23 protein-coding genes are annotated in these 22,696 nt (G+C 66.1%); 11 read left to right on the forward strand and 12 right to left on the reverse strand.

Annotated elements, in window-relative coordinates:
- The first annotated feature begins 17 nt into the window (after positions 1 to 17).
- Entirely contained in the window at positions 18 to 2,165 is a 2,148-nt protein-coding gene (locus ABZW16_RS23990; protein WP_354958213.1) for a protein kinase, read from the forward strand.
- 829 nt (positions 2,166 to 2,994) lie between these two features.
- On the opposite strand, the gene ABZW16_RS23995 is transcribed toward ABZW16_RS23990, so the two are convergent.
- Positions 2,995 to 3,603 (reverse strand): helix-turn-helix domain-containing protein, encoded by a 609-nt coding sequence (locus tag ABZW16_RS23995; protein WP_354958214.1) that lies wholly within the window; start codon positions 3,601 to 3,603, stop codon positions 2,995 to 2,997.
- An 80-nt stretch (positions 3,604 to 3,683) separates the two neighbouring features.
- Between ABZW16_RS23995 and ABZW16_RS24000 the strand changes: the two genes are divergently transcribed.
- A complete protein-coding gene (locus ABZW16_RS24000; protein ID WP_354958215.1) occupies positions 3,684 to 4,109 on the forward strand; it encodes a tautomerase family protein in 426 nt (141 codons plus the stop codon).
- A gap of 37 nt (positions 4,110 to 4,146) precedes the next feature.
- Here the strand turns inward: ABZW16_RS24000 and ABZW16_RS24005 are convergent, their stop codons facing one another.
- The 4 genes from ABZW16_RS24005 to ABZW16_RS24020 all read right to left on the reverse strand — a co-directional run bounded on the left by ABZW16_RS24005 (position 4,147) and on the right by ABZW16_RS24020 (position 8,362).
- Entirely contained in the window at positions 4,147 to 6,033 is a 1,887-nt protein-coding gene (locus tag ABZW16_RS24005; RefSeq protein ID WP_354958216.1) for a S9 family peptidase, read from the reverse strand.
- A 66-nt stretch (positions 6,034 to 6,099) separates the two neighbouring features.
- Positions 6,100 to 6,831 carry a MerR family transcriptional regulator gene (locus tag ABZW16_RS24010; RefSeq protein ID WP_354958217.1) on the reverse strand — a complete coding sequence of 244 codons (732 nt, stop codon included), beginning with the start codon at positions 6,829 to 6,831 and terminating at the stop codon, positions 6,100 to 6,102.
- Between the two features lie 54 nt (positions 6,832 to 6,885).
- The gene (locus ABZW16_RS24015; protein WP_354958218.1) at positions 6,886 to 7,467 is read right to left on the reverse strand and encodes an XRE family transcriptional regulator; all 582 of its coding nucleotides are present in this window, start codon (positions 7,465 to 7,467) and stop codon (positions 6,886 to 6,888) included.
- 211 nt (positions 7,468 to 7,678) lie between these two features.
- Entirely contained in the window at positions 7,679 to 8,362 is a 684-nt protein-coding gene (locus tag ABZW16_RS24020) for a GntR family transcriptional regulator (protein ID WP_354958220.1), read from the reverse strand.
- Between the two features lie 89 nt (positions 8,363 to 8,451).
- On the opposite strand from ABZW16_RS24020, the gene ABZW16_RS24025 reads away from it, so the two are divergent.
- From ABZW16_RS24025 to ABZW16_RS24045, 5 genes are all read left to right on the forward strand, one after another.
- A complete protein-coding gene (locus ABZW16_RS24025) occupies positions 8,452 to 8,985 on the forward strand; it encodes a YbhB/YbcL family Raf kinase inhibitor-like protein (protein ID WP_354958221.1) in 534 nt (177 codons plus the stop codon).
- Positions 8,986 to 9,042: 57 nt separating this feature from the next.
- Positions 9,043 to 9,252, forward strand: a complete 210-nt coding sequence (locus ABZW16_RS24030) for a hypothetical protein (RefSeq protein ID WP_354958222.1) — start codon at positions 9,043 to 9,045, stop codon at positions 9,250 to 9,252.
- Positions 9,253 to 9,269: 17 nt separating this feature from the next.
- A complete protein-coding gene (locus tag ABZW16_RS24035) occupies positions 9,270 to 10,112 on the forward strand; it encodes an SDR family NAD(P)-dependent oxidoreductase (protein ID WP_354958223.1) in 843 nt (280 codons plus the stop codon).
- Positions 10,113 to 10,513: 401 nt separating this feature from the next.
- Entirely contained in the window at positions 10,514 to 11,026 is a 513-nt protein-coding gene (locus ABZW16_RS24040; protein ID WP_354958224.1) for a hypothetical protein, read from the forward strand.
- A gap of 1 nt (position 11,027) precedes the next feature.
- Positions 11,028 to 12,182: an MAB_1171c family putative transporter gene (locus tag ABZW16_RS24045; protein WP_354958226.1), complete on the forward strand. Its 1,155-nt coding sequence runs from the start codon at positions 11,028 to 11,030 to the stop codon at positions 12,180 to 12,182.
- 219 nt (positions 12,183 to 12,401) lie between these two features.
- Here the strand turns inward: ABZW16_RS24045 and ABZW16_RS24050 are convergent, their stop codons facing one another.
- Positions 12,402 to 13,619, reverse strand: a complete 1,218-nt coding sequence (locus ABZW16_RS24050; RefSeq protein ID WP_354958227.1) for an FAD-dependent monooxygenase — start codon at positions 13,617 to 13,619, stop codon at positions 12,402 to 12,404.
- A gap of 323 nt (positions 13,620 to 13,942) precedes the next feature.
- Positions 13,943 to 14,875, reverse strand: coding sequence for an alpha/beta hydrolase (locus ABZW16_RS24055; RefSeq protein WP_354958228.1), 933 nt, complete (start codon positions 14,873 to 14,875; stop codon positions 13,943 to 13,945).
- 127 nt (positions 14,876 to 15,002) lie between these two features.
- Between ABZW16_RS24055 and ABZW16_RS24060 the strand changes: the two genes are divergently transcribed.
- Complete coding sequence (locus ABZW16_RS24060; protein ID WP_354958229.1) at positions 15,003 to 15,815, forward strand: helix-turn-helix domain-containing protein; 813 nt, start codon at positions 15,003 to 15,005, stop codon at positions 15,813 to 15,815.
- A gap of 25 nt (positions 15,816 to 15,840) precedes the next feature.
- Here the strand turns inward: ABZW16_RS24060 and ychF are convergent, their stop codons facing one another.
- The 3 genes from ychF to ABZW16_RS24075 all read right to left on the reverse strand — a co-directional run bounded on the left by ychF (position 15,841) and on the right by ABZW16_RS24075 (position 18,737).
- A complete protein-coding gene (gene ychF / locus ABZW16_RS24065) occupies positions 15,841 to 16,920 on the reverse strand; it encodes a redox-regulated ATPase YchF (RefSeq protein ID WP_354958230.1) in 1,080 nt (359 codons plus the stop codon).
- 134 nt (positions 16,921 to 17,054) lie between these two features.
- Complete coding sequence (locus ABZW16_RS24070; protein ID WP_354958231.1) at positions 17,055 to 17,978, reverse strand: zinc-binding dehydrogenase; 924 nt, start codon at positions 17,976 to 17,978, stop codon at positions 17,055 to 17,057.
- A gap of 147 nt (positions 17,979 to 18,125) precedes the next feature.
- Entirely contained in the window at positions 18,126 to 18,737 is a 612-nt protein-coding gene (locus ABZW16_RS24075; RefSeq protein ID WP_354958232.1) for a TetR/AcrR family transcriptional regulator, read from the reverse strand.
- A 79-nt stretch (positions 18,738 to 18,816) separates the two neighbouring features.
- Here ABZW16_RS24075 and ABZW16_RS24080 point away from each other — a divergent pair, with 79 nt between their 5' ends.
- Genes ABZW16_RS24080 through ABZW16_RS24090 form a run of 3 tightly spaced genes read left to right on the forward strand, consistent with a single transcriptional unit; the run spans position 18,817 to position 20,757 of the window.
- Positions 18,817 to 19,449 carry an NAD(P)H-binding protein gene (locus ABZW16_RS24080; RefSeq protein WP_354958234.1) on the forward strand — a complete coding sequence of 211 codons (633 nt, stop codon included), beginning with the start codon at positions 18,817 to 18,819 and terminating at the stop codon, positions 19,447 to 19,449.
- A gap of 41 nt (positions 19,450 to 19,490) precedes the next feature.
- Positions 19,491 to 20,327, forward strand: coding sequence for a helix-turn-helix domain-containing protein (locus ABZW16_RS24085; protein ID WP_354958235.1), 837 nt, complete (start codon positions 19,491 to 19,493; stop codon positions 20,325 to 20,327).
- A 10-nt stretch (positions 20,328 to 20,337) separates the two neighbouring features.
- Positions 20,338 to 20,757 carry a VOC family protein gene (locus ABZW16_RS24090; protein WP_354958236.1) on the forward strand — a complete coding sequence of 140 codons (420 nt, stop codon included), beginning with the start codon at positions 20,338 to 20,340 and terminating at the stop codon, positions 20,755 to 20,757.
- 53 nt (positions 20,758 to 20,810) lie between these two features.
- Here the strand turns inward: ABZW16_RS24090 and ABZW16_RS24095 are convergent, their stop codons facing one another.
- Together ABZW16_RS24095 and ABZW16_RS24100 are read right to left on the reverse strand one after the other, a co-directional pair.
- Positions 20,811 to 21,740 (reverse strand): carbohydrate ABC transporter permease, encoded by a 930-nt coding sequence (locus ABZW16_RS24095; RefSeq protein WP_354958237.1) that lies wholly within the window; start codon positions 21,738 to 21,740, stop codon positions 20,811 to 20,813.
- The gene (locus ABZW16_RS24100; protein WP_354958247.1) at positions 21,737 to 22,615 is read right to left on the reverse strand and encodes a sugar ABC transporter permease; all 879 of its coding nucleotides are present in this window, start codon (positions 22,613 to 22,615) and stop codon (positions 21,737 to 21,739) included. Before ABZW16_RS24100 ends, ABZW16_RS24095 begins: the two co-directional genes overlap by 4 nt.
- Positions 22,616 to 22,696: the final 81 nt, after the last annotated feature.

A 22,696-nucleotide genomic window follows, 5' to 3' on the forward strand; every position in this document is an offset into this window, starting at 1 on the left:
GCACATAGGCTTGCGCAGTGGTTTCCGGGCGGACAGTGGTCGACGGGCGTTTCGAGTTGCTCGAGCCGCTCGGCAGTGGCGGGATGGGCACGGTGTGGCGCGCGTATGACCTCGCGCTGCATCGCGAGGTCGCGCTGAAAGAGGTGCGGGCGGAGGCCGACGAGGGCCGCTCGCCCGGCGTGCACCGTGAGCGCGTCCTGCGGGAGGCCAGGGCGCTGGCCCGAATCGGCCATCCGAACGTTGTTGCCATTCACCACATCGTGGATTCGGCCGAAGTGGCGAATCCGTGGATCGTCATGGAACTGGTTCGCGGGCAGAGCCTCGCCGATCATCTGGCCGATGGACCGCTGCCGCCCACCCGAGTGGCGCACCTCGGCCGCGGCATACTCGCCGCCCTGCGCGCCGCACATCAAGTGGGGGTACTGCACCGCGATATCAAACCCGCGAATGTGCTACTGCGCCAAGATGGTTCACCGGTATTGACCGATTTCGGTATCGCCGCGATCAATGGCATGACCGCATTGACCTCCACCGGCAGCGTGGTCGGCTCGCTGGATTATGTTGCGCCGGAACGCCTCAGCGGTCAGGAGGGACATCCGGCTTCGGACCTGTGGTCGCTCGGGCTGTTGCTGTATGTCGCGGTGGAGGGGTTCCACCCGATGCGGCGCGAGTCGACTGTCGCCACGCTGGCGGCGGTCATCCGAGGTGAGGTGCCGCCGCCGCAGCGCGCCGGGGCTTTGACAGCCGTGCTCACGGCAGTGCTCGTACCCGATCCGAGTCGTCGGCCGACTACCGAGCAGGTGGACCGGATGCTTGCGCAGGAGGTTGGTGCGGGAGGGACATTCGGTGCGCTCGGGACCTTCAATACTCCTGGCGCGGGCGATGCTCCGAACGCAGCGGCGTTCAATACTCCCGGCGTCGGTGGCGCGTTCAATACTCCTGGGGCAGTTGAGCTACCCGGGGGGTTCCATACTCCCGGACCGGTCGATTCGCCGCCTGCGATCAACCCTCCCAGTCCGGCCAGCGCATCGGGTGACTTCAATACTCCAGGCGCGGTCAACTTTTCGGACGCGGCCAGTTCACCGACTGTGTTCGACACACCCGCCGCAGCCGACGTACCAAGTGCGTTCAACACACCCGGGGCGGTCAACTATTCGGGCACGCCCAGTTCACCGACCGTGTTCGACACACCCGCCGCAGCCCACCTACCGGGCGCGTTCAACACACCCCGCGCGGTCAACTATTCGGGCGCAGCCAGTTCACCGGATTCGGTCAACACACCCGGCGCGACCCACCTACCAGGTGCGCTCAACACACCCGGCGCGGTCAACTATTCGGGCGCAGCCAGATCACCGGATTCGGTCAACACACCCGGCGCAACCCACCTACCAGGTGCGCTCAACACACCCGGCGCGGTCAACACGCCTGGTGCATTCGGTCCGCGCGGCCCGGCCCATATACAGGGCGTGCCCAACTCGGCTTCTGCACCTCAGCTGTCCACGAATAATCCTGCGCGCAAGCCATTCTCGCGCGGAGTCGCCATTGGACTCGCCGCCGCAATCGCTGTCGCCGCTGTCGTAGCCACGATTGCGATCGTGGCCCTGCGCCCCGATTCGACCGCAAGCCAGGCCATTTCGAGCACGCCACCTACCACCCGTAGCCTTCCACCCATGACCCGATCCGCGGGCCCGACATCCGCACCTGTGACCGGAAATTCCGTCGACCTCCTCACCCCGAACGGTATCCGCCAGGCCATCACGGCACTCGAAAAGGTTTCCGGCAGTGAGGAATTCAACGAGGCGACCTTCTACCCGACCTACGCCAACGTCGGCGCCCCGGTCAAGGACAAACCCACCCTCTTCGACCTCTTCGTCTACCGCGACGGAACAGCCACCCGAAAGGGTGCAGGCGGCCCACTCTCCAACCACGCCACGGTAAAACTGAACTCGATCAACTGGGACATCCTCCCCACCCTGCTCCACACCGCCGAAGAAAGCCTCGGCATCCCCACCCCCACCCTGCGCTACGTAATCGTCGACCCATCCTGGACCTTCAACAACAACCAGCCAACCGTCATGGTCTACCTAACCGACGACTACGGCGGCGCCTACCTGGCCGCCAACACCGACGGCACCGTAGTAACGATGTACCCCCGAGGCCGATAACCCCCACCGGTTCCGGACCCCACTGAACCCCACCAACTTTCAACCTGGCTACACAAAACCCCCCGCACCCAACCAGAATTGGGTGCCACAGCGGAGTCGAACAACGTCAGGTATTCATACCAGGAATAACACACCGCCCATCGACCCCAACAGTCCCGACAACCATCCCATCGGTCATCGTGCAGACACTACCAACGGCAACACACTCCTGATTAGTGTTCGTCACCATATTGTCCCCACACGGCGTACCAGGATCATCCGGCGCGGCCAGCACCCCACCAGCCCCCAACGCCACCCCGAATCCAGCAGCGGCGATAGCAAGAAAATGCGAAAAACGGAGCATAACAAACCCTCCAAACCAAATTACGCACCCAGATTGCTTCTATTGACACCCCCCTGAACACCCCATAGGCCCCATCAACCAATAACCCACCCCGACCTGCAAGATCATACTCCCGAGCCCCCCAATTGCCCACACCCGAACCCCACCCAACACGCCAATCCCCCGCGAGAATGCGCTGATGCAGGTGCGCTCTCGACGTTTGCCTGCATGAGCGCATGGTGATCGCTTGTCCAAGGGGCTTGCCCCTGGTCTTAGCGGAGTGCTGGGTGATTGTGCATTCCCGTGGTCGATTACATGGGGGGATTACACCGAGTAAGGATCGCTGCGGTCGTTGAGCAAAATGTCCTCGCGCACCGAACCGTTCGCTCGCCGAAACAACTGAACGCCATCGAGGGGAGCCTCGGAGCTTGGTGACCGTCTTCGCATTGAAGGCGAGCAGGGTCCAGACTGCTGAATCGAGTTCAGTTCGCCACCATCGAATTTCGGTTATGTGATTACATCCATGCCATTACCGGACCAGTTTTGGCCGGTGACCGCGCGGACTACGTTTTCGAGGGCGTCTGCGGTTCGGTCGAGGGGGTGGGTGCTGCGCTGGGCTCGACACATCGCGACGGCGCCTTCGATGGCGGCGACGATCAGGGTGGCGGTCTGGGCGGCGGCGGATGCTGTTGCGCCATGGGTGCCCAGGGATTCGGCGAGTAGCGCCGTCCAATGGTCGAAGGCGGCGGCGGCCGCGCGCCGGGGTTCATCGTCGTCGTCGGGCTGGTCCTCGACCGAGACCGCCAGCACCGGGCACCCCGTCCGAAAGTCACTGTCCACCACGACCTTTCGCCACATCTCCACGAATGCGCGTAGCCCGGCAACCGGGCCGCCGGGCAGCTCTTCGACCAACTTGCGTGCGGCCAGGCCGTCGGCGAAGCGGACGGCCTCGGCGGCCAGCTCGGATTTTCCGCCGGGAAAGTAGTGGTAGGTCGAGCCGAGCGGGGCGCCGGAATGCTTGGCCAGCTCCCGCACACTGGTCGCGTTCAGCCCGCGCCGCCGCAGCATATCGGCCGCACCGGCCACCATCCGATCACGCGCGTCCGACTGCGCCATCCCAGCACCTCCTTGACCATAACGACTGTCATAGCGTACCGTCCGCGATCTATAACAGTCGTTATAACGGAGGTGTTCCCATGCCGATGATCCAGCTCACCCTGCCCGCAGGCGTGCTATCCGCCGATGCCCGCAGCGAATTGCAGAAGACCCTCGCCACCACCCTGCTCACCTCGGAGGGCGCACCGGATACCGCGTTCTTCCGCGCGCAGGCCTGGTGCCGGATCGACGAGGTGCCCGAAGGTGCGTTCGGCACCGCCGAGGACGACCTGCCACGCTTCCGGGTGGATGCCACCGTGCCCGAGGGAGCGCTGTCCGAACGCCGCAAGGCGGGCCTGATCAAGCAGGTGACCGCCGACGTGCTCGCCGCCGCGGGGCTCGCCGATGCGGAAGGACTGCGCGTCTGGGTGCTCATCCACGAACAGCCCGATGGCACCTGGGGCGCCGCGGGCAATATCGTCCGCTTCACCGAGCTGAAGGCGCTGGCGGCCGGGACACGCGCCTGATGCGGCCCGCACGTCGGCAGTTGCCTTCCGGGTCGGGTCAAGCCTGGAGATGCCGGGCGAAGAACCGTTCGACCACATGGAACATCTCGATCTGGTTGTCCGGGTTGACGAATCCGTGTCCCTCGTCCGCTGCGAGCAGGTATTCGACCTCGACCCCGCGAGCGCGGAGGGCTGCGACGAGGTTGTCGGACTCGGCGCGGACTACGCGAACGTCGTTGGCGCCCTGGATCACCAGCAGTGGGGTGCGGATTCGGTCCACGTGGGTGATGGGTGAACGGGCGAGCATGTCGGCCTCCTGTTCGGGGTCGTCGGGATCGCCGACGAACAGGTGCCAGTTGTTGGCCACCTGGGGTTTCGAGAAGGGCGGAATCGTGCGCAAGAAGTTCGCGAGGTTGGACATGCCGACGTAGTCGACGGCCGCGGCGAACACGTCGGGGGTGAAGGTGACCCCGACCAGGGCGGCATAGCCGCCGTAGGAGCCGCCGATGATCCCGACCCGCTCCGCGTCGGCATAACCCTGCGCCACGGCCCATCGCACGGCATCGATGACATCGTCGTGCATGGTGCCTGCGAACTGTCCGATGGCGGCTTTCACGAAGGCCTTGCCGTAACCGATGGATCCGCGGAAATTGACCTGCAGCACCGCATAGCCGCGGTTGGCGAGCAGTTGCACGGCGGGGTCGAATTCCCAGCTGTCGCGAAACCACGGGCCGCCGTGGAGCATCACGACCATCGGCAATCCGACCGGCTCGACACCGACGGGCAACGTCAGATAAGCCGGAACCCGCAGCCCGTCCCGCGCAGTGATGGACACCGGGGCCATCGGCGCCAGCGCGTCGGCATCCAGATTCGGGTACGGGCGGAACAGCAACCGGCTTTCGCCTTTGGTGTGGTCGTAGTAGTAGGTCACGTCGGGATCGCGGTCATGGATGAAGGTGACCACCCAGCGTTGTCCGGTGGCGTCGGAGGATAGCGCGCCCAGGTCCCCGTCGGAGAGCTGCCGCAAATTCTCCAGTGCCGCGGCGAAGTTCGGATCCAGAGCGTGGATCACCTGACGTTCGCCGAGGTAGCGTGCCCCGATCAGCGCCCCGGTCCGCCGGTCGAGAATCAGCGGACCGGGCAGTGCGGGTACAACCGCGCCACGGATGTCGAGGTCGTAGGCCGGATGACTGTCGACCTCGGTCTCGGCGCCGGTGGTGAGGTCGAGCCGGACCAGTCGGGTTCGGTCGGTGCCGCGGTTCGAGCCGATCCACATCCCGGTCCCGTCCGGTGTGAGCTGCAGCGGCAGCACGCCGACCGGATAGTCGGCGCCGTCGAAGAAGGCGATGGGGTGCAGTGTGCCCGCGGCGGCTTCCCAGCGCGAGATCTCGACATCCCCGTCCGAGGTGAGGCTCCGGGCGAACACCGAGCCGTCGGGACCGCACATCCAGAAGGCCACCCGGCCGGGGTTCTCGGCCAGCACCGTGAGGTCAGCGGTCGCGAGGTCGAGCTCGCACAGGTCGAACACCTCGACCTTCCGCTTGTTCAGATGGAGCAATGCCTTCCCGGGCCGCCCTTTGGGGAGCTCGAGCAGCGCAACCGTCACTCCGGGAAAGGGCGTCAGGTCGACCGCCGGTGCGCCCGGGTCGTCCAGATCGACCCGGTACAGATGCCACTGTTCGTCACCCCCTCCGTCTTGGGTGTACAGCAACCAGCGCGGATCGTCGGTCCAGTAGAAGCTCTGCACGCTGCGGTTCTCGTCCGCGGTCACGCACCGTGGCTCCGCCCCGGCATCGAGGTCCTGGATCCACACGTTCAGCCGGTTCCGCCACGGCGCCAGGAAGGCGATCGCGGTGCCGTCCGGCGAAATCGCCGCGCCCGTGCGGACGGGTGGGGTGAACAAGTCCTCGACGGAGATGAATTCCGGCAATGTCGGCGATGGCATGGCGATCCTCTCGATTGATGGTCTCGTCGGGATCACACCCCCGGCCGTAACGGCACAGTCAAGACGTCACTTCGGGATCGGCCGGGGTGCCTGGAGTCCGAGTCCGATGCGCCGCAGGACGTCGATCTGTGCGGGGTTGTAGAGCTCCGTCATCGCGGCTCCGATGGCACGGGTCACGCTGTGTGCGTTGCCACCGGTGCCGAGGTTCGCCAGCCCGGGATAGTTCGCGTACAGGTCCCGGACCTGCGGAATCAGGCGTTCGGCCAGCTCGATGCGGGTTCGCTCGTCGGCGTCGGCGGGCAGGTCGTCGAGCTCGGGGCCCGCGGGTAGCGCGCCGGGAAGGGACTGCAGCATCCGTTTGTAGGCGTCGAACGCCGACGGATCGAGCACTCGGGTGATGACGCTGATGAAGGCGCGGTCGGCGGCGGACAGGCCGCCGGCGATCGGGGCCAGCTCGGGCGGCAGATCGGTCGGCGAGCCGTGCCGCAGGATCAGGGCGAGTTCGGACCGCGCGCGCTGCAGCCGCTCGATGGTCGCGGCCAGTTCGGTATCCAGTGCCCGCAGCTCTGCTTCCGGGTGCTCGTCGGCGTCCCCGAGGGCAGCGATCTGGGCGAGTGAAAAGCCAAGCGCTGTAAGCTTTTTGATGCGAAGCAACCGGACCAGGTGGGTCACCCCGTAGCGTTTGTAGCCGTTGGCCGCGCGTTCGGGCTCGGCGAGCAGTCCGACGTCGTGGTAGTGCCGCACCGTTCGCAGGCTGGTGCCTGCGAGTTCGGCGAGTTCACGAGTGCTCCATGCCATGCCCGTCACCTTCCTCGTTGCGTCAACACAGCATGAGCCGGCTGCCGGGGAATCTCACCGATGCGAGTCGACGTGTACATGCGATCGCAGACCCTGCAAGCCGAACAGGATGAGCAACTCGACCGTGCCGCCGTCGGCGCTGCCCAGCCAGTGCGGTACGGAGGTGTCGAATTCCGCGGCCTCGCCGGGCGGCAAGGTCAGGTCGCGCTCGCCGACCACCAATCGGAGGCGGCCGTTGAGCACATACAGCCACTCGAAGCCGTCGTGTGTCTGCGGCGTCGGCTCCAGCGGTGCCGGACGCGCGGGAATGATCATCTTGAACGCGTGCACTCCGCCCGGCCGCCGGGACAGCGGCACGAAGATCATCCCGAACCGACGGATCGGTTTCAGATGGATTCGGGGATCGCCGGTGCGGGGCGCACCGACGAGGTCGTCCAACGGCACGTCGTAGGTGCGAGCGAGCGGCAGCAGCAACTCGAGGGTTGCCCGGCGCTGCCCGCTCTCCAGCCGGGACAGCGTGCTCTCGGACACGCCGGTCGTCGTCGCGAGGTCTGCGAGGGTGATGCCGCGCTCGCGCCGTAACGCACGCAGTCGCGGTCCCACCGCGTCGAGCACGTCATCGGTTTCGGGGTCCATGCGCCCATCTTGCCGGAACCGCAAGATTGCGTGTCAGATCGTGATGCGCCGGATGAGACTGAGCCTATTCCGCCAGTAGGAGTCTCGATGACCACCACAATCCGGCCGCACGGCTTGCTCCGCTCCATGGGACGTCCGGGGGCCGGTCCGGACGGCAACTGCGTCATGGTCGGCGTCAACCGACAGACCGACTGGCCGGATTGTCGGCGTTTCAGCCGTCTTGCTCTGTCAGTGCGGCCGTCGTCAGGGTGAGGTGTCGAGTCAGTATGTCGGCGGCGGTGTCGGGGTCACGGGCCAGCGCCGCCTCCTCCAATCGGCGATGCTCGTCAATGCCATCGCGCTCCGGGTTGCGGTATGTAGACCAGCGGCGGGCCAGCTCGCTCGCGACCCACAATCGGTCGAAGGTTTCCAATAGCACCGGGTTGCCACACCCTTCCAAGAGTGTGCGATGGAACACCCGGTGAGCCTCGGCCCATACCTCGCTGTAGTACTCGCCGCCCTCCGGGGTGAATACCGGTGTGCGCGCCATGCGGTGGTGGGCAGCTCGGACGTCGCTCTCCCAGTAGACGTCACCACGTTCGATCGACATGCGTAGCAGGACCGGCTCGATAGCCCGGCGGGCCTCGCCGATCTGCTGCCAGCGGTGATCGGAAAATGCCGGGACCGCGAAGCCGCGATTGGTCAGCCGTTCGGCCAGGCCCTCACCAACCAGCCGCACCAGCGCCTCACGCACCACAGCCAGGCTCACACCGTGCTGCCTGGATAGATCCTGCGGCTTGAGCGCGTCACCGGGCGCGTACTCGCCGCGCATGATCGCGTTCCGCAAGTGTGCGTAGATCTGCTCGGAAAGCATCTGCTTCTCCGGCGAGGTCGGGGTGTGGACTGTCCGAGTCATGCTTCGATCATAGACGATTTGAAAAATAATCGATTATTTCTGATATCGTCGATCTTGCATGTCCGACACGACTCGAAAGGCGCGACACGATGAGCGCAAACAATCCCTTCGCCCGCCTCCCCGAGGCAGCCTCGTTCACGGTCACCAGCACCACGGTGAGCGACGGCGCCGCCTGGCAACCCGCACAGTGGTCCTCCGGCGCTCCCGGCGGCAAAGACGTTTCTCCGCAACTGAGTTGGACTGGCGCCCCAGCAGGCACCAAGAGCTACGCCGTCACCGTGTACGACCCCGACGCCCCCACCGGCTCCGGCTTCTGGCACTGGGCTGTCGCCAACATCCCGGCCACGACCACGAGCCTTCCCGAGGGCGCCGGAGACGACGCCGGCGTCGGTTTGCCGGTCGGCTCCTTCCAATTGCCGAACGACGCGCGCCTACCTCGATACATCGGTGCGGCACCGCCGGCAGGGCATGGAAGGCACCGCTATTTCGTCACCGTGCACGCTCTGGATGTAGCGGACATCGGCATCGCCTCCGACTCCACGCCGGCTCTGCTCGGGTTCACTGTCGCCGGCCACATCCTGGGCCGGGCGACGCTCGTCGCCACGGCGGAGGCGATGCAGTGAATTCCGTAGGTGCCGGTTCCGCCATAAACGCGGATTCGTCGTCATGCGCGGCTTCCAGTGGCTGAGTCGCTCCCCTGCGAAGTCGAGATCGTTCGTCATTCGCGGCGCGACGGCGACGCCATCGTCCGCTGGGTCGAGGTCATCGTGAACGGCATACCGATGCCGGCCACCGGCGATCCGCGCGTCGTGCACACGCCTCTCGGCACGCACGTCGCGCTCGACCTGACCGCCACTTCGGTCAGCATCCGGACCGAGGACGAGACCTGAGATTGCAAGGAAAGGCTATGCGCGACAACGATATCGATCGCCTGGTCGATCGCACTGTGCTGATCACGGGCGCGACGGACGGACTCGGCCGCGAACTCGCGGTGCGGCTCGGCTCCGCGGGTGCCCGGCTGATCCTGCACGGCCGCAACCCCGATCGGGCCGCAGCGGTCGCGGCCGAGGTGATAGCCGCGAGCGGACACGCTCCGCAGCTCATCCTGGCCGACCTGTCGCGACTCGCGGAGGTGGACCGGCTGGCCGACGAGATCATCGCCCGCACTTCGCGATTGGATGTGCTGGTGAACAATGCCGGCACCGGCGGCCGACCGGATGGGAAACGTGCACTCAGCGCCGACGGCAACGAATTGCTGTGGGCGGTCAACCATCTGGCCCCCTATCGGCTGACGCGGCGGCTGCTGCCGCTGCTGCGGGCCTCGGCTCCGGCGCGGGTGGTGAACGTAGCCTCCGCCGGGCAGCAGGAGATCGACCTCGACGATCCGACCCCCGAGCACGACTACGACGTGTACACCGCCTATTGCCGCGCCAAGCTGGCGATGATCATGGCGACCATCGAGTATGCCGAGGAACTCGACGGAACCGGTGTCACGGTGAACGCCCTGCACCCGGCCACCCTCATGGCGACGACCATGGTGCTGACATCCGGTGTTACGCCGATAAGCACCGTCGCCGAAGGCGCGGACGCGACCCTCCGGCTGATTTGCGATCCGGCCCTGTCGCAGACGACAGGCCGGTATTTCAACGGCAGCAGGCAAAGCCATCCGCACGCGCAGGCGGACGATCCGACGGCGCGCCGTCGCCTGCTCGAAATCAGTGACACCGCAGTCATTTCGGCGCTCTACTGAGGTGATGGGCCGGTCGGTCACGCGTCGCGTGAGCTACCGGCCCACCACCCCCGAATCCGCAGATCGTGTCCTTCGTCGAACGCACTACATTGCCGCATTCCGCGCTGACCGAACCGGCCAGCCCGCAGCGACGGCGAAACGACTGAACCCCCGGGTCGGTCTCCGGATGGGGCTCAGCAGAGTCTCGACCAGCAGCGATATGCTCAGCCGCGTTCGAAATCGATGTGGATTACCCCCGCGGCCGTGGGGGCCGTGTCGCCTGGTTGGAATGTTGCGGCCGATCCGCCGAAGGCGGATGCGAGAAAGCTTGCGCGACAGGCTATGTCCGCGACAATGCTCCGTAGGCGACTACGCTCACCGCAATATCGGCATAGGTCACGTGATCAACGAGGGAAGGTGTAATGGAGGATCTCACCGCGCGATTCCAGGAGCTGGGTCGCCTGGTACCGATCCCCCACCCATGGGACATAACGGAATACATCGCGCGGGTGGCAGAGTTCCGGGGACGGCCGATCACGTTGTGCCCGATCGACGTCGGCGCACTCTTGGCGAACGGATGCGGCACCGGAAGTGGCCTGTGGATTGCCCGGGAAGGCGATGACGTGATCATGTACGGGGCCGACACCGAATGGCATGCCGACCACATCATCGCCCACGAGATCGGTCACATGCTGCTCGGCCACGGCGGGACTGCGAGCGGTCCCGGTGGCGCCGCGGCTGATCTGTCGTTGCGCGAATTGATGCCCTCGCTGTCGCTGGAAACCATCCGCAGCGTACTGCGCCGCGCAGACTACGGCAGTGAGCGCGAGCAGGCCGCGGAAACCTTCGCCGACCTGCTGCTGGTCGAAGCGATGCTGCCGAAGCGATCGGCGAGCCGGTTCCGCTCGACGTTCTTCCGAAACCGGTATCGATGAGATGACCTCGCCGATCCCGGGTCTGATCACCTGGCCCGTCCTGACAGGTATCACGTTGGTGCTCGCCGGTCGGTGGTGGCTGTTGCGGGACAGCATCATCGACCGGCTCATCAACATCGGGCTCGCCGCCGGTCTCTTCGAACACCTATTGCGGGAGGCATGGTTCGAACAGTCACTGGCTCGGCTGCTGCCCGGCGCCGACACCGACGTGGTGAATATCGCCCGACAGCTCTCGCTGGGAGCGACCGTATTGACCATCTCGAATATCTACGGCATTGCCAAGTTGTGGGCAGGCGCCGATCCCGCCCACACGTGGCGCAGGCAGTGGCGCTATTACCTTGTCGCGATCACCGCCATCGCTGTCATCCTGATCGCGGGGACGCCCGCCCGCCACGCCGACCAGTTGATCGACCAAACCCTCGGCTGGCCGGCTGTCGTGGTCTGGGTCGCATTTTCCCTGCCGCTCGGCGCTACTGCCCTGCTCGTCGGCCGGGTAAGTGCACGCGAGATGCGCGCCGACACCACCTGGCAGGAACGTGCGCTGTACACAGCGGTCTTGGGCACCGCGGTGGGCCTGGGGATCGTAGCGGTCGTATACCCGCTCGAGACCACCATCAATGTCGTGACGGGCCAACCGTCATTCGATCCCGAGATGCACTGGAAAGCATGGAGCGGCTTCCTGCTCTCGGCCGTCGGCGCTCCCGCCGTGATCACAGTGCCGCTGATCAGCACCCTGCTAACCCACATCGGATGGGACCGCACCGGCCGATACTGCCGCCGCCTCCGGCCGATGTGGGCCGATCTCACCGCAGCCGTACCCGAAATCGCCCTGGAGATGCGGCGCGTCCACAACGACCGAACAGACCCGGCCATCCGTCTGCATCGCATGACGGTCGAGATCCGCGACAGCCTGCTGCATCTCAAGCGCTACAGCGACAGCCCGGACGATCTGGCCGCCAGTGACCCACATATCTATACCCGCCGGATCGCCGAGGCCATAGCCACCAAAGCTGCCGGACGCCCTCCGAGCGCGAGCCGGGTCACGCCCCAGCACCAAGTCCAACCGGGGGCACGGGACCTCACCGCGGAGTTGCGCCAGCTACTCGCACTTGCCAAGGCATGGCCACACGTCCGCGGCCTGACAAAGTCGCCATAGCGTCGCGCCGTCAACCTCGAACCACCTGAGGTAATGCGGTGGCCGGGTCCAGCGCCTCGACACCCATCGCGAATCGCTACGTGCGCGCCTGGTTGGAATGTCCAGGCGCGCAACCTCCTACGTCGAAGCGGAACTCGACCCGAATTCCGCAGCGGGACACTGGCGGACCGACGGCGTCGGCCGCCGCTGCGTCCTTGTCGGTCGTGGATGCGTGTCCGGCTAGATCGACGGTCCCGGCGGGGGTGGGTAGTCGTCGACGGTCATGGAGTTGTAGACACTGGCGGTTTTGCTGGTGAGGCGGAGGAAGGTGCGGGCGGCTCCCGCGGGGAGGACGGAGAGCAGGCGGGTGGCGTGGACCAGGCCGCGCACCCCGAGGCGGGAGGTGGGGATCAGGGTTTTCGCCGCGCTCATTGCCACCTCGCGACTGCCTCGCACATGCGGTGTCATCGCGCGCTCGTATGCGAGGAAGGCGCGCTCGGGGTCGCCGCCCGCCCGGGCCAGCTCGCCGGCCAGGACGTAGGCGCCCACGACCGCGAGCGTGGTGCTACCGCCGACGGCGGGGCCGGGGCAGTAGCCCGCGTCGCCGACGAGCGTGACCCTGCCCCGAGACCAGGTGTCCATGCGCAGCTGGGTGATGGAATCGAAGTAGAAGGCCGGGGTGTGGTCGAGCGCGTCCAGCCAGCCCGCCACCTCGGCGTCCACACCGTGGAAAGCGTTGCGCAGCAGATCTTTCTGCCGCGATACATCGTGGTGGTGGAAGTCGAGTTCGCGCTCGGTCCGGAACAGGAACAATGCCCGCGCATCGTCGAGATGGCGTGCGCGGTACATCCCGGCGGTGCGCCCGACACCCACATGGATGCGGAGTTCACCGTCGACGCCCGCGGTGCCGGGCAGCGACACCACCGCGAGATAGGCCCCGGTGGAAGCACTGAATCGGGACTCGTCACCGAAGATCAGACGGCGCACGTTGGAGTGCAGCCCGTCCGCACCGACGATCAGGTCGAAGCGGCGCGGCGCGGCGTTCTCGAACATCACCTCACCGTCGGGAGAGATCGCGGTGATCGAGTCGCCGAACAGGTACTCGACGTCGTCGCACGCGGCCTCGTAGTAGATCTCGCTCAGATCGTCCCGCATGATCTCGGCGTGCCGATCGGAGGTGGCACCGAAGAGCTTGGCCAGGTCTACCCGGGCGGGCCGCCGCTCCCCTTCCGGGCAGAGCGTCAACCGGCTCGTACCGGTGACCCGCGCCTCGATGCGATCGAGCACGCCCATCTTCTCCGAGATGTCCATCGCGGGCCGGAACAGGTCGACCGCGTGGCCGCCGGTCTTGCGCGGAGCCGCCGCGCGCTCGACAACCGTGACCGAAAACCCGTGTCTGGTGAGCCAGTACGCCAGTACCGGACCGGCGACGCTGGCGCCGGAGATGAGAATCCGCATGAGTGTGCCCTACGTTTGTCGGTGTCCAGGGTTCGACGCCCGGACAGTGGGTGGAAAGTCGTGGGGTTGCCTTCGTCGAGGGCCGAAAGGATGCCCGGCGAACAAGTGGTCGGTCGGCCCGGTTGACCGGTACCGTACCGGCCCGATGCCGGATCGGGTGGCCGGGATCGAAAGTGTCACAACGCATCCGACCGATGACGGAGCCTGGACACTCCCGATTTCCCAGCACCGCGGTGACCGCAGGTCGAAACCGCCGGACGATAGACGCCGGGCACGACCGGCCACGGCCCCCGGCGCCAGGACGGTCACACGCGAGGGGTTGTTCAGTAATGCTCGGCGAAGTCGCGGATGAGGGTCCCGGTGGTGCCGGGATCCTCGATCATGGGAGTGTGACCGCAATCGAGGGACTCGATCCGGACGTTCGGGACTCGGCGGTATTCCTGGAAGGACGCCGACGGCCAGCGCTTATCCCGGGAGCCATAGATCACCATGGTCGGCAGGCCGAGGTCCACGAGCCGGTCCGGCTCGGGCCGGTCCAGCAGGTACACATCCGATGCGTTCGATGTCGCGGTGAGGCTGCGGTATGTCATACCTCGGACGTCGGCGACGATCCGCTCGGGAACTGGTACGTCCCGGGTGAAAGCACTGCTCAGGGAGTAGCGAATGGCGGCGTCCGGAAGCAGCGGCCACAGCGGCTGCCCTATCGCCGGGTTGAACAGCAGCTCGCCGGCCGGGCCGTTGTCGGTGAACGCGTCCAGCCGTGAACCGGTATCGATCAGCGCGAGCGCCGTCACCAGATCATGGCGCTGTTCCGCCAACGAGGTCGCCACATAGCCACCGGTGGAATGTCCGACGACGATCGCGTGGCGCACGCCGAGTCGGTCGAGCACCTCGCCGACCCGGCTCGCCTGCTCGGCCATTCCGTAACCAGTATCCGGTTTGGCCGATTCGCCGTGTCCGAGCAGATCGATCCGCACCACGAATCGGTTCTGCAGAGCGGGCATCACCGGGTCCCACCAAGCGGTCGATCCGGCCAGCCCGTGCAACAGCACCACCGCATCCGCGCTGGGCACCCCGCTCGAGGTGACATGGATATCTCCAGCGGGAAGGTGCACCATCTGCTCTTGGGAAGCGCCCGGCGCGGCGCTCACGACACCTGCCGCGTTGCCCGCGAACAGGGCGGCCGACACCGCAGCGATCATCAGCCCGATGCGTCGTCGCCGACCCGGCGTTACGGCGGCGGTGGTGTCATTCATGGGTCCTCCTTCGGTCGATCCGTGACACCACCACCCTGCTGGGCGACAACGAGATACGTCTTGAAGAAATGTCAGCGACAGAGATCGGCATCGACTGCCGATGCCGGACAGCTCATATACTCGCGGTGTGGTTTGGGAGATCACACGACCACCGCGGATACCGGTGCTGCACGGCGTGGACATGGCCGGATTCCGTATTCACGGTGATGGCCCAGCTCAGCTGCGCGCCATTCCCCATCCGGCCGTCACGGTAGCTGTCAACATCGGCGACCATTGCTTCGACGTCCGCGACTCGACAGGCCGGACCCACTCGGGCAGCCTGGCCCTCGGTCTGACCAGCAACGCAGCCCCGGTGCGCGTCCAAACCATCGAGTGCGTACAGGTCCGCCTGTCACCGGTGGTCGCATCCGCCATCCTCGGATTCCCGCTCGCCGAATTGGCCGGGAACATCGTCGCACTCGACGAACTGTGGGGTCGCGACGCGACGCGCCTGAGTGAGCGCCTGCACGAAACGTGCAGCTGGCGTGAACGATTCGCACTGATCGAGACGACGCTGTCGGCACGGTTGCGCGACGACCGCCGGGCCGACCCGGAGGTCGCTTGGGCTTGGCGCCAACTCATCGTCAGCCGAGGCCGATTCCGCGTCGATCGCTTGGCCGCAGAGGTCGGGTGGAGCCGCCAACGGCTATGGTCACGCTTCAGCACGCAGATCGGCCTCACGCCAAAGCGCGCCGCCATGCTGGTGCGATTCGACCATGCCATGCACCGATTGGTCCGGGGACACTCACCCGCGCAGGTGGCGGCCGACAGCGGTTACGCCGACCAGTCCCATCTCCACCGCGACGTACACGGATTCACCGGTGCCCCCCTCACCTCCGCAGCCAGCGAACCATGGCTCGCAGTCGACGACCAGGCCTGGCCATCGAGCACTGCGGGCTGAACAGCGTTCGACGAACGAATATCGCCTATACGTTGAAGCGGAACTCGACTACGTCGCCATCGGACATGACGTAGTCCTTGCCTTCCATGCGGACCCTGCCTGCGGCCTTGGCGGCGGACATGGAGCCGGCGGCGATCAGGTCGTCGTAGGCGACTACTTCGGCCTTGATGAAGCCGCGTTCGAAGTCGGTGTGGATTACGCCTGCGGCTTTGGGGGCGGTGTCGCCCTGGTGGATTGTCCAGGCGCGGGCCTCTTTTGGACCGGCGGTGAGGTAGGTCTGCAGGCCGAGGGTGTGGAAGCCGGTGCGGGCCAGGGCGTGCAGGCCGGGTTCGGATTGGCCGATGGATTCGAGGAGTTCCAGGGCGGATTCGTCGTCGAGTTCCAGGAGTTCGGCTTCGACCTTGGCGTCGAGGAAGACCGCATCCGCCGGTGCGACTGCGGCTTTCAGTTCGGCGACCTTCGCTTCGTCGGTGAGCACCGATTCGTCGGCATTGAAGACGTAGAGGAACGGCTTGGTGGTGAGCAGCGAAAGTTCCTTCAGCAGTTCGCCGTCCAGCTGGGCGCGCGCGGAGAAGAGGGTCTTGCCGCTGTCGAGGACTTCCTGGGCGGCCTTGGCCGCATCGAGCAGCGGCTTGCGGTCCTTTTTGACCTTGGCTTCCTTTTCCAGGCGCGGGATGGCCTTCTCCAGGGTCTGCATATCGGCGATGATCAGCTCGGTCTCGATCACCTCGATATCGGCGAGCGGGTCGACCCGGCCGTCGACGTGCACCACGTCATCGTCGGCGAAGACCCGAACCACCTGGCAGATGGCGTCGGCTTCGCGGATATTGGCGAGGAATTTATTGCCGAGTCCGGCGCCCTCGGAGGCGCCCTTGACGATGCCCGCGATATCGACGAACGACACCACCGCGGGCAGGATGCGCTGAGAGCCGAAGATCTCGGCGAGCTTGCCCAGGCGCGGGTCGGGCAGCGGCACCACCCCGACGTTCGGCTCGATGGTCGCGAACGGGTAGTTCGCCGCCAGCACGTCGTTCTTGGTCAGCGCATTGAACAGCGTCGACTTTCCGACGTTGGGCAGGCCGACGATTCCGAGGGTGAGACTCACGAGGAACAGAGTCTACGCGGCGTACCCGCTCGTCCTGCCCGCAGGCCATCGGCTGCCAACCGCCGGCTCGGCACGGATAATCCGCGGGCTCGCTCTCGCGCGGCCCAGGCCCAGCGAGCGCGACGGCATCGGCGTCAGGGAATCAGGATGACCTTGCCGAGGTTCGAGCGGGACTCGATGACGGCGTGTGCCTCGGCGGCTTCTTCCAGGGGGAACTCCGCGTGGACGGCGGGGCGGAGTTGGCCGGAGGCGAAGTATTGCCAGAGTTCTTGGCGCCAGTGTTCGTATAGGTCCGGGGAGTTGCGGGCGATGCGGGCCAATTGGAAGCCGATGACCGATTTGGCGCCGACGAGCAGGTCGTAGGCCTGGATGGTGCCGCCACCGGAGCTGTAGGCGACGAGTCGGCCGCCGGGGGCCAGGGCCGCGATGGCCGGGGTCAGGAGGTCGCCGCCGACCGCGTCGAGGACGTAATCGACTGGATCGCCCCAGGATTCGTGATCGTAGGCGACCACTTCGTCGGCGCCGAGGTCGCGCAGGAAGTCGGCCTTGGCGATATCGGAGACCGCGGCGACCACCCGAGCGGCGCCGCGCACGCGCGCCAACTGCAGGGCTAGGTGGCCGACACCGCTGGCGGCGGCGGTGACCAGGGCCGATTCACCGGGCTTCGGATTCGCGGCGTCGAGCGCGCCGAGTGCGACCAAGCCGCTGCGGACAAGTGCGACGGCATCGACGGCCGAGGCGCCGTCCGGGATCGGCGAGGCCATCGCGGCGGAAAGCAGTGCATAGTCGGCGTAGCCGTGGCCGAAGACCATCCCGGTCACCCGGTAGCCGGGCATGCAGCTGGTCACGCCATCCCCGACCGCGACCACCTCACCGGCGATCTCGCCGCCGAGCGCGATCGGCTCGCGCGGTTCGCGCACCTTGCGGACCACCGGCAGGGTCACACCAACCGCATCGACCCGGACCAGCAGTTCACCAGGGCCGGGCGTCGGCACCTCGGCCGATACGACCTCGAGTACTTCCGGACCCCCGCTGCGCTGGTATTGCACCCGCCGCATCACACCTCCAAAAATCCTTAGGAGCGGTAAAGGTAGCCCGACGCCATGACAACTCCCAGCCGTTACCCATCCAAGTGCGATATCTCACCGCAAGCTCCACTCGCATGAGAGGCACTGGCGACTGCCCGCTACCACCCGCCAGAGCCGCTACTTTTCCGCGTGGCCTCCGCCGTCGACAGCCGACGACCCGAGCCCGCGAACAAGCGTTAGCGCCAGGCTGTGGGCGAGTTCGGATGAGGCAGCCGACGCGTCCGGCCCCTCCTCGTAGAACCGCAGGAATGCCTGATGGAAGCAGGTGCCGTCGAGGAGCGCGGCGGCTGTGTCGACGTCGGCGGCGGCGTCGATGCGTCCGAGTTCCTGTTCGGCCCGCAGGTAGGCCGCGATGCCCGCGATGGCGTGACCCGGCCCCGCGCCGTGCCGCCGCATCGAATCACGGTGCGCCGCCATACGTTTGGGCTGCGCCAGCAAGCCGCCGAGGAGGGGTAGGGACTGCTGGTAGAAGGTGAGCGCGGCGCGGGCGAAGGCGGCGAGATTGGCTTCGACCGTGCCGGTGCCCGGCTCGGGTCGAATGGCCGCGGGACCGGGCATGCGGTACTGAAGGACGTTCAGGATGAGGTCCTCCTTATCGCTGAAGTGCTTGTAGAGCGCGGCTTCGGAGTAGCCAGCGGCCTTGGCGATCTCCTTGGTCGTCGCCTCGACGACGCCGCGATTGCGCATGATCTCCGCGGCGGCGTCGAGGATCTGGTCGCGCGTGCCCACGCAGCCTCCCGGGTTGACAGGTTAGTAAATACTCACCCATCATAGGTTAGTAAATACTCACCAACCAGAAGGACTGGAAATGCGACTCACGATCTTCGGAGCGACCGGCCGCACCGGTGGACATCTTGTTCGCAAGGCGCTCGCGGCAGGACATGAGGTCACCGCGGTTGTTCGAGGTCAGCACGCGCTCGCGGATCATCCACGACTGCGGGTGATCACGGCCGATGTCATGAATCCCAATGACATCGCCACGACGATCCGAGATGCCGACACGGTGCTCGACACCATCGGATCGCGGGAAAAGGGACCGACATCCGTGGCCACCGACTCCGCACTCGCCATTACCGAGGCCATGGCATCGGTGGGTGTGCGGCGACTGATCCTGATCAGCAATAGCGCAAGAGTCGCTGGAACGGGCGATGATTGGTTCACCCGCTTCGTGGTCAAACCGCTCATTCTGCGTCCGCTGCTGCGGCACAGCCTCGACGATATGGCCGGAGCCGAACAGGCGACGCGCGACAGCGCGGTGGATTGGACCATTGTCCGAGCACCGCAGCTCACCGACCGTCCGGCGCAGGGTTCCTACCGAACGGCGATCGAGCGCAGTGTGACCTTCGGCATCCGGATCAGCCGCGAAGACCTCGCCGCCTGCCTGCTCGACCTGGCGGCCGATCCGGGATCGATCCACCAGCACATCAACGTCGCCAACTGACTCGCCTTGCGATAGCGGCCGGGCGGCGTAGCGTTCCGGATGTGGAGCCGACCACCGAAGTGGTGACGGCACGTCCGGCACCGGCGCTCGCGGCGTTCATCGATGGGTACGTCGGGTATCGACTGTGCGGGTTCGCGCCCGGACTGCATCGGGGGCTGCCATCGCGGCATATGACGTTCATCGTGTCCATCGGGCCGAGCATTGACGTTGTCGCACAGACCGATTCGCGGCAGTCGCCAGCCGATTACCGGTGTGTGCTGAGCGGGTTGCAGGCCAGTTCGGCGGTCATCGCACACAACGGGTATCAGGAGGGGATCGGCATCGAGTTGACGCCGCTCGGGAGCCGGGCCCTGTTCGGAATGCCCGCGAGTGCGCTGTGGAACACCTCGGTGGAATGCGCCGAGGTGACGGGGCCGGTCGGGCGTCAGCTGTGGGAGCAACTGCAGGAGCTGACCAGTTGGCCGGATCGCTTCGCCGCCTGCGACCGGATCTTGACCGCACTGGCCTGCCACGACCGCTTGGTGACACCCGAATTGACTTGGGCTTGGCGGACTTTGGTCGATACCGACGGTGCCGCGCAGATCGGTTCGCTCGCCGAGGATATCGGCTGGAGCCGCCAGCATCTGGCCCGCCGCTTCGGCGCGGAGTTCGGCCTAGGCCCGAAGCTCGCCGCCCGGATCGCCCGATTCGAACGAGCCCGGCGCATGATCGGACACACGCCGTCCTACGTCACGATCGCTCAGGTGGCTGCGACCTGCGGATACTACGACCAGGCCCACCTGAATCGCGATTTCGCCGAACTGGCCGGCTGCAGCCCCACCATATGGCTTGCGGAGGAAATTCCATCCGTCCAAGACCCGGCGGGGTCCGGCGGGTGAGGCTGGATCCATGACGACACCAACGCATTCCACCGCGACCCGCACCGCCGTCTGGCCGTGCCTCAATTTCACCGACGCACGCGCGGCAGTTGCCTTTCTGACCAGCGCATTCGGCTTCGAAGAGACCGCGCTCTACGCCAGGGAGGACGATCCGTCGTTCATCGAGCACGGTCAGCTGCGCTGGCCGCTCGGCGGCGGCATTATGTTCAGTTCCATCGGCAAGGGCGATAACCCGTTCTGTGAGCGGGGGCCGGGAACCGACTCGATCTATCTCGTCTGCGAGGACCCCGATGCCCTGCACGACCGCGCCGTCGCCGCGGGTGCAGAGGTAGTGCGCGGACTGCGCGATGAGGACTACGGTTCGCGCGGCTTCACCGTTCGCGATCCGGAGGGCAACCTCTGGAGCTTCGGTACCTACTGGGGCGAGTAGGCGCGTGTCGGCGTTCGGTCGCGGAGGGCGATGGGCCGCGGCCGACGTGACCGTCAACGACCGCCGAGACCGGACGCCGCGATACCGCGCACGAACGCACGTTGCGCGATCGCATAGACCACCACCAACGGCAGCAGAATCACCACTGCCGCAGCCATGAGAATCGGCCATTGCGTGTGGTACTGACCCTGTAGCCGAACCAAACCCAAAGTGGCGGTGGCAATGTCGTTGCGTTGGATCATGATCAGCGGCCACAGGAAGTCGTTCCAGACGGTGATCCAGGTGAGCACGCCCAGCACCATGAGCGCGGGACGGGTGTGCGGCAATAACACCCGCCAGAACACCTGCCAGGTGGTGCAGCCGTCGACGATCGCCGCCTCCTCGAGCTCGGCGGGCAGCGTCCGGAAGAACTGGCGCATCAGATAGGTGCCGAATGCGCTGCCGAACAGCCCGGGCACGATCATCGCCCATGGCGTGTCCACCCAGCCGAATGCGCGCATGAGCAGGAATTGCGGGATCACGGTCACGGTCAGCGGCACCATCAGCGTGCCGAGATAGGCCAGGAACAACACATCTCGTCCGCGAAATCGCAAGCGCGCGAACGCATATCCGGCCAGCGAGCAGAAGAACACCTGCCCCGCCGTGACGCACAGTGCGTAGCAAGCGGTATTGGCCAGCATCCGCCCCAGCGGCAGTAGTTCGAAAACCTTCCCGTAGTTGGACCACTGCGGACGCGCGGGAATCAGTGTCGGCTCGGTGATCTCGCCATCACGCTTCAACGAACCCGACAGCGCCCACAGGATCGGCCCCAGCGCGCACCAGGCAATGCCGATCAGGGCCACGTAGATGAGAACCCCACGCACCGTTCGGCGCGCAATGGCCCGCTGCACCCGTCCATGAGCTGGCCGCGCACTGCCCGCAGCGGGTGTATTGCCGATGCACCGCACCGGAAGCGAGCGCCGCACCAGCTCCGACGTACTCATAACTCCACCTCCGCCCGCCGCGCGAACCGCAACTGCAACAGCGTCAGCACCAGCAGAATCGCGAAGATCACCCACGCCAGCGCCGCCGCATAGCCGACCTCGTAGAACCCGAAGGCGTTCTGGAACAGCATGATTCCGAGCAGATAGGTCCCGGTCTCCGGCCCGCCGTTGCCCCCGGTCAGCGCATATGCCTGATCGAAGGCCTGCACCGAATTGATAATGGTGATGACGAAGACGAACGACAGCGGCCCGCGAACCAGGGGCAGCGTGACCGACCAGAACCGCCGCAGCGGCCCCGCCCCATCGATGCGCGCCGCCTCGTACAGCGTCTCGGGTACCCCCTGCATCGCCGCGAGCAGGATGACCGTCGCGAAAGGCACGCTCTTCCATACGGTCACGATGCTCAGCGATACCAGCGCCCAATCCGGATCGGTCAGCCATGGCAGCGGATCGATGCCGACCCAGCCGAGCATGATGTTGAGCAGCCCGTCATCGGTGGTGAAGATGAAGCGCCACACCACCGCCATCGCGACGGTCGAGGCGACCAATGGCAGGAACACGATGGTCCGAAATATTCCGATACCGGCCAACTTCCGATTGAGCACCGCCGCGACCGCCAGCCCGATCACCACCGTCGGCACCAGTGTCAGCACGGTGAACACCGCGGTATTGCGCAATGCGATGAGGAACAACGGATCCGAGGCGAACAACCGCCGATAGTTCGCCACCCCAACGAACCGCGGCGCACTGAACAGATCCCACGACTGCATACTCAGATACAGCGAAACCGCGAGCGGAAACAGCAAGAACACCACCACCGCGGCCACATTCGGCGCCACGAACGCCCATCCCGCCCGCTCCCGCCGCCGCGCCAGCCGCCCCCGCTCCCGCGGCACGCCGCGGCGCGGCCTTCGTGCGGTCTGTCGCAGCCATATGCCGATCGATTCGCGCAGTTG

Origin of the sequence: Nocardia sp. NPDC004604 (genome assembly GCF_040609795.1) — a bacterium.
Taxonomy (GTDB): domain Bacteria; phylum Actinomycetota; class Actinomycetes; order Mycobacteriales; family Mycobacteriaceae; genus Nocardia.

What these genes read in the sequence shown, in the direction of transcription:
- ABZW16_RS23995 (WP_354958214.1), bottom strand. Translation starts at nt 3,603, where the DNA reads ATGGCGCAGTCGGACGCGCGTGATCGGATGGTGGCCGGTGCGGCCGAT.
- ABZW16_RS24000 (WP_354958215.1), top strand. Translation starts at nt 3,684, where the DNA reads ATGCCGATGATCCAGCTCACCCTGCCCGCAGGCGTGCTATCCGCCGAT.
- ABZW16_RS24005 (WP_354958216.1), bottom strand. Translation starts at nt 6,033, where the DNA reads ATGCCATCGCCGACATTGCCGGAATTCATCTCCGTCGAGGACTTGTTC.
- ABZW16_RS24010 (WP_354958217.1), bottom strand. Translation starts at nt 6,831, where the DNA reads ATGGCATGGAGCACTCGTGAACTCGCCGAACTCGCAGGCACCAGCCTG.
- ABZW16_RS24015 (WP_354958218.1), bottom strand. Translation starts at nt 7,467, where the DNA reads ATGGACCCCGAAACCGATGACGTGCTCGACGCGGTGGGACCGCGACTG.
- ABZW16_RS24020 (WP_354958220.1), bottom strand. Translation starts at nt 8,362, where the DNA reads ATGACTCGGACAGTCCACACCCCGACCTCGCCGGAGAAGCAGATGCTT.
- ABZW16_RS24025 (WP_354958221.1), top strand. Translation starts at nt 8,452, where the DNA reads ATGAGCGCAAACAATCCCTTCGCCCGCCTCCCCGAGGCAGCCTCGTTC.
- ABZW16_RS24035 (WP_354958223.1), top strand. Translation starts at nt 9,270, where the DNA reads ATGCGCGACAACGATATCGATCGCCTGGTCGATCGCACTGTGCTGATC.
- ABZW16_RS24040 (WP_354958224.1), top strand. Translation starts at nt 10,514, where the DNA reads ATGGAGGATCTCACCGCGCGATTCCAGGAGCTGGGTCGCCTGGTACCG.
- ABZW16_RS24045 (WP_354958226.1), top strand. Translation starts at nt 11,028, where the DNA reads ATGACCTCGCCGATCCCGGGTCTGATCACCTGGCCCGTCCTGACAGGT.
- ABZW16_RS24050 (WP_354958227.1), bottom strand. Translation starts at nt 13,619, where the DNA reads ATGCGGATTCTCATCTCCGGCGCCAGCGTCGCCGGTCCGGTACTGGCG.
- ABZW16_RS24055 (WP_354958228.1), bottom strand. Translation starts at nt 14,875, where the DNA reads ATGAATGACACCACCGCCGCCGTAACGCCGGGTCGGCGACGACGCATC.
- ABZW16_RS24070 (WP_354958231.1), bottom strand. Translation starts at nt 17,978, where the DNA reads ATGCGGCGGGTGCAATACCAGCGCAGCGGGGGTCCGGAAGTACTCGAG.
- ABZW16_RS24080 (WP_354958234.1), top strand. Translation starts at nt 18,817, where the DNA reads ATGCGACTCACGATCTTCGGAGCGACCGGCCGCACCGGTGGACATCTT.
- ABZW16_RS24090 (WP_354958236.1), top strand. Translation starts at nt 20,338, where the DNA reads ATGACGACACCAACGCATTCCACCGCGACCCGCACCGCCGTCTGGCCG.
- ABZW16_RS24095 (WP_354958237.1), bottom strand. Translation starts at nt 21,740, where the DNA reads ATGAGTACGTCGGAGCTGGTGCGGCGCTCGCTTCCGGTGCGGTGCATC.